Here is a 4095-nt window from a genome sequence, read left to right on the forward strand (position 1 = left end):
AAATGGGCCGGGCGACGCAGGCCGCAAAGCCGGCCAGCACCGCCCGGCCCATTTCCGAGACCACGGGCGCCAGCGGCGAAGCGCCGCATTTTAAGAAAAGATTTCTTCAGTGCCTTTAAGAGGCTTTCAAAGCAAAAATTCTAAGAACTCGCCCCGCAGGGGCGACGGCCTGGGGGCGGAATTTTTCCTGCCGAGCCTGCCGCGAAGCGGCGGCAGCGGCAGGGAAAATTCCGCCCCCATCTTCGGTCTGCCAACGGCAACCGCACCGGTGACCGCAGCCAACCCCGCCCACCTACGCCGATCGGGGGGCCTGGGGGGAGTGACTCCCCCCAGTGGGGTTCGGGGCAAAGCCCCGATTCGTCTCCCTCCCCACGCCGCTCAGCTGCCGCCGCTCGGGAAGACGTCCTGGGTACGTTGGAACAGGTCGTTGACGGACAGGCCGAGCTGGGTAACGACGGCCACGGCCACGCCGGCGATGAGGCTGGCCATGATGGCGTATTCGGCGGCGGTGGCTCCGGTTTCATCGACGAGGAAGCGGAGCAGTCGGCGGTATGGCATGGCGCACCTTTTCCGGGGGTTGGCGTTGTTCGCCGCCGGCCGGGCATTCGGAGCTTTGGGAAACGGGAAAGACCGGACGACGGCTCGTCGCCCGGCGAAGGGGGTACTTCCTGCATACTTCCGGTGCGCCCCGGTGTAAAGGGGGATCAGTTGAGATCGCGTCTGGAGCGTTTGTAGGCTTCGGCCTTGTCGCGGCCGGCCTGGCGGCGTTTTTCCTCGGCCTTGGCCAGGCGGCGCAGGACGTCGGCGGCCAGGTCGCTGCCGTCCTCGCCCGGCGGCAGGTCGCAGGCGGCCAGGTCTTCGGCCATCTGCTTCTCCATGCGTTCGGATTCGAGGAACATGACGTAGGCCAGGGCCAGAGCGGCCTCGTTTTCCTCGCTGCCGTCGCAAAGCAGGGCGATCTGGTCGAGGGGCACGGTTTCGAAGAGCCGGTCCACGAACATGCCGACCCATTTTTCCGTGAGCTTGGGCAGCAGGCGCGGGGTTTTTTCGGCGATGACCCGTGCCGCTTCGGGGCCGAGGTCGGGCCGGGACAGGCCGATGAAGGCGGTCAGGGCTTCGGCCCGGCCGGCGTCGTCGGTGCGGGCCACGCGGCGCAGCAGCGCCTGGCGGGCCGTTTCGCGCAGGGTTTCGGACGAGGGGGAGGCGGCGGTCATCGGGTGCTGTCCTTGTCCGCGTCGGAGTCGCCGGGCGGCAGCACGTCGATGACGCGGCCGGGGAGGCACGGCTGCTCGCCGATGACGCGGCCGTCGGCGGCGATGTGCTTGCTGCCGTCCACGATGACGATGCCGGTACGTTCGAGCACCTCCCGGCGGAAGGCGTATTCCTCCTGCATGCGCCGGGTCTTGTAGAGGAACCACATGCGCACGAGGTAGCTGAGGCACCAGGCGGCGACGAGCCCGAGCATGACCCAGGGGGCGATGACTTCCACGTGGTCGCCGATGCGCAGGAGCATCTGGATGACGGCGTCGAGGTAGTAGAGCGCCACGCCGAGCAGGATCATGCCGCCGAGCAGGATGACGGTGGGCAGGCCGCGCGAGAGGCTTATGAGCCGACGCAGCCGTTCGGGCATGTAGCGCAGGTTCTCCTCGTCCATGGCCGGGTCGCCCTTGAAGAAGCGGGTGAATCCCATGCCGATGATGTTGACCACGAGCATGATGGCCACGGGGGCGAGGATGAGCGCCACGCCGTAGGGGATCCAGGGGAAGCGGAACTGGATGGAGCCGTCGGGGAGTTTTTGGGAGTTGATGATGCCGTAGCAGACGGCGGCGATGGTGACGGCGAATTCCACCAGGATGACCCCGATGGACAGGAAGGTCAGAAGGTTCTTTTTTTCCTTGTCGGAAAGGGACATGCCGAAGCCGGCCAGGGTGGCCGCGCCGCCCTTGGCTTCGGTTGCTTCATTGCCTTGCGGGTTCTCCATAAAGGATCTCTTCTACCTTGCCGCACGCGCGGGCCGCCGCATCCGGATCGGGCTTTCGCATCCGGCCGACGACGGGGGACGCCGGAAGCGGCGGGGACGGGGTTTCGGGGAAGACAGGGATGGGAACGGGCGCGTGCGGCCGCCCGGCCGCCTCCGACGGAGGGTGTCCGGGACGCGCCGCGCTGCCCTGAAATGAAGGGACGCCCCGGGGCCGAGGCCAACCGGGACGCCAGGGCAATCCGATCCAGACGGCGTCTTCACTCCGCCGGGGCGCCAATCTAACGACATCCCAGCCACGTCTTCAGGTAAGGGTTAACCGGCCGGAAGGCAAGCCCCATCACGCCGCTTACCGCCTCGCCGGCCCGGGCCGGCGACGTGCGGGAGGGCGTTTTCACATTGTCACGACAGGCGCTTTTTTCTATGGTTTGAAAAAATGTCGCAAGCATGGGGCATTGCGACATCCGCAACCTCCGTCCGGATTCCCAGCCATGCCGAGCCGACGCGCGTATTACGCCCTGCTTCTCGGGGCCGTAACAGCCCTCGCCGCTTCCTCGTGGGCGCAAAACGTCTCCAACGGCATCGCCCCTTCCAAGGAGGCGAGCGACAGCTACACGGTCCAGAGCGGCGACACGCTTTCGCGCATCTCCCGCAGGTTCGGCGTCCCGGCCGACGCATTGATGCGCGCCAACGACCTGTCCCATCCGGATCGCCTGACCGCCGGCCACGTGCTGCGCCTGCCCGTGACCTCGCCGCGGCCTCCCGCCGCCCAGCCCCCCCGGGAGCAGACTGCCCCGACGCCCCAAGCCCAACCGCCCCAACCGCAGCCGGCTCCGGCCCAGCCCGTCAAAACGCCCCAAGAAGAGGCCGCCCCGCGCGCCCAGCCGATGGCCATGGCCCCAGCCGCCGCGTCGCCGGGGAACGATGTCGAAATCGTGCCGGTCCCCGAGGCGGCGCGCCCGAACCGGGCCGGGGACATCGAACACCAGGCGGCAGGCCTCTACAGGCATCCAACTCTGGGCACCCTGCGCCTGTCCCCGGGACCCGACGGCCTCCTCCTGGCCAAGAACAACCAGGACATCGCCTTGCGGCGTCTGCTTTACGCCATCTACGACGGCGCGGACGCCACGGGGTACGTCCACACCATCGACCTCGTGTTCGACGCCGAAGGCCATGTGACGACATTGCGGTATTCCGGCGGCGGCACCGGGCAAGTCACATTCGAGAAAGTCAAACGCTGACGGCCGTCCCTCGCGGCGACGCGCCTTGACCGGGCAGGCCGTCTCACCTAGCTGCATGCTTGTGCAATACCCGTCCTGACGATTTCTCGTCCGGCGTGGAGGAACGACATGGCCTTCGACATCGTGCTGCTGTCCCCCAACGAGGACGCCCTTTCCCTGCGCCAGGTCCTTGGCGCGCACGGCATGGGCGTCGCCATCCACCACGTGATCGACCTTCCCGGCCTGCGCGAGGCCATCACCCGCCTGGGGCCGCAGTCGCGCCTCGTCTCCTACCTTTCCCACGTCATCGTGCCGGCCGACTGCCTCGACGCCTTTTCCCTGGGAGCCTACAACTTCCATCCCGGTTCGCCGGACTATCCGGGCACGGCCCCCGAGGCCTGGGCCTGCTACGAGCGGGCCAAGCGCTTCGGCGCGACGTTCCACGCCATGTCCCCCCGGGTCGACGCCGGCGCGATCATCGCGGCGGAAGTCCTGCCCGTGACCGCGGCCAAGGACCGGTCCGGCTACGCCGCCATCGCCAGGCAGGCCCTGTCGCTGCTGCTCATCCGCGTCGCCCCGGCGCTCACGCGGCCCGCGCCCGTCGCGGCCGAGGCCCGGCTGGCCTGGGGCGGCACGCGGCGGACCGTGGACGACTACAACAAGATGTGCCTGATGCAGGCCGACGTCGGTCGAGACGAGCTGCTGCACCGCCTCATGAGCTTCGGGCCTCCCGGGCCGGTGGAATTCTCGGTGCTCCTGCACGGCATGCGCTTCGTGCTGGAGGCCCCGGGCGGCGTCATCGGCCATCTCGATCCGCCCCAGCCCGACCGCGTCCTCGGCTGGGTCCGGGACTCCAACGCCGCCCATGTCCGCCAGGAGGTCAAGCTGGTGGTGGAC

5 protein-coding genes are annotated in these 4095 nt (G+C 68.3%); 2 read left to right on the forward strand and 3 right to left on the reverse strand.

The annotated features are described in order from the left end of the window. Positions 1 to 378: 378 nt before the first annotated feature. From Q1K70_RS17185 to Q1K70_RS17195, 3 genes are all read right to left on the reverse strand, one after another. Positions 379 to 558 carry a Flp family type IVb pilin gene (locus tag Q1K70_RS17185; RefSeq protein WP_300162139.1) on the reverse strand — a complete coding sequence of 60 codons (180 nt, stop codon included), beginning with the start codon at positions 556 to 558 and terminating at the stop codon, positions 379 to 381. 146 nt (positions 559 to 704) lie between these two features. Further along, positions 705 to 1214: a hypothetical protein gene (locus Q1K70_RS17190; RefSeq protein WP_300162142.1), complete on the reverse strand. Its 510-nt coding sequence runs from the start codon at positions 1212 to 1214 to the stop codon at positions 705 to 707. Next, positions 1211 to 1981, reverse strand: a complete 771-nt coding sequence (locus tag Q1K70_RS17195; protein WP_300162145.1) for a hypothetical protein — start codon at positions 1979 to 1981, stop codon at positions 1211 to 1213. The genes Q1K70_RS17190 and Q1K70_RS17195 overlap by 4 nt, the downstream gene beginning before the upstream one ends. A gap of 488 nt (positions 1982 to 2469) precedes the next feature. Between Q1K70_RS17195 and Q1K70_RS17200 the strand changes: the two genes are divergently transcribed. Together Q1K70_RS17200 and Q1K70_RS17205 are read left to right on the forward strand one after the other, a co-directional pair. After that, complete coding sequence (locus Q1K70_RS17200; RefSeq protein ID WP_300162148.1) at positions 2470 to 3219, forward strand: LysM domain-containing protein; 750 nt, start codon at positions 2470 to 2472, stop codon at positions 3217 to 3219. 108 nt (positions 3220 to 3327) lie between these two features. After that, positions 3328 to 4095 (forward strand): formyltransferase family protein (locus Q1K70_RS17205; RefSeq protein WP_300162151.1); only part of this gene is annotated, 768 nt, incomplete at its 3' end.

Source organism: Solidesulfovibrio sp. (assembly GCF_029978005.1).
In the GTDB taxonomy this organism is placed as follows: Bacteria; Desulfobacterota; Desulfovibrionia; order Desulfovibrionales; family Desulfovibrionaceae; genus Solidesulfovibrio.